The organism is Streptomyces europaeiscabiei (assembly GCF_001550375.1).
In the GTDB taxonomy this organism is placed as follows: Bacteria; Actinomycetota; Actinomycetes; order Streptomycetales; family Streptomycetaceae; genus Streptomyces; species Streptomyces europaeiscabiei.
This window is the reverse complement of record NZ_LRTR01000090.1, coordinates 1-612: the sequence shown is the minus strand read 5'-3', so window position 1 is coordinate 612 and position 612 is coordinate 1. Positions and strand designations below refer to the sequence as shown.

The following is a 612-nucleotide window of genomic DNA, read 5'->3' as shown; positions in this document are numbered from 1 at the left end:
GCGGCCCGGCTGCTCGCCGAGGCCGACGAGTTCGACGCGGGGCGGCTCGGGCAGCTGACGTCCGCGAGTGCCGCGCAGCTGACGGCGCCGGGCGCGGTGCTGGTCCACCACGGGCTGACGGGCGACCACCTCGTGGTGAGCGCGGACGGCCGGGTCCGTGGCGTCCTCGACTGGACCGACGCGGTCATCGGTGACCCCGCCGAGGACATCGCCTGCCTCGCCACGGCCGTCGGCTCCCCGGCCGCCGTCCGTGCGGCCACCCTCGCGGGTTACGGCGCCCGCCCCTGTCTGCGCGGCCTCTGGCTCGCCCGCTGCGACACGGTCGTCGCTCTCGCGGAGGGGTTGCGGGGGCGGGGCGCCACGCCACTTCCGGTGCTTCGGGATCGGCTGCGGCGGACGTGGGAGGCGATTCTGCTGGAGCGGGTGACGGATCTGCGGGGTGAGGACTGAGGGGGCGCCTGATGGCTCGGGGCCGTGTGTCGGGGGGCGACCGCGGGTGGGATGTGGCTGATCGCGCAGTTCCCCGCGCCCCTAAGGGGGCTGCGCCCCTTCGGCGCCGGCCCGCTCGCCCGTCCGCGTGACTGCGCCCACCCGTGCCGCTGGGGCGGCACG

General features: G+C 77.3%; 1 protein-coding gene. It reads left to right on the top strand.

What is annotated here, in order from left to right; translation table 11 throughout:
- Positions 1-450 (top strand): phosphotransferase (locus AWZ10_RS04010; RefSeq protein ID WP_159058209.1); only part of this gene is annotated, 450 nt, incomplete at its 5' end.
- Positions 451-612 lie beyond the last annotated feature (162 nt).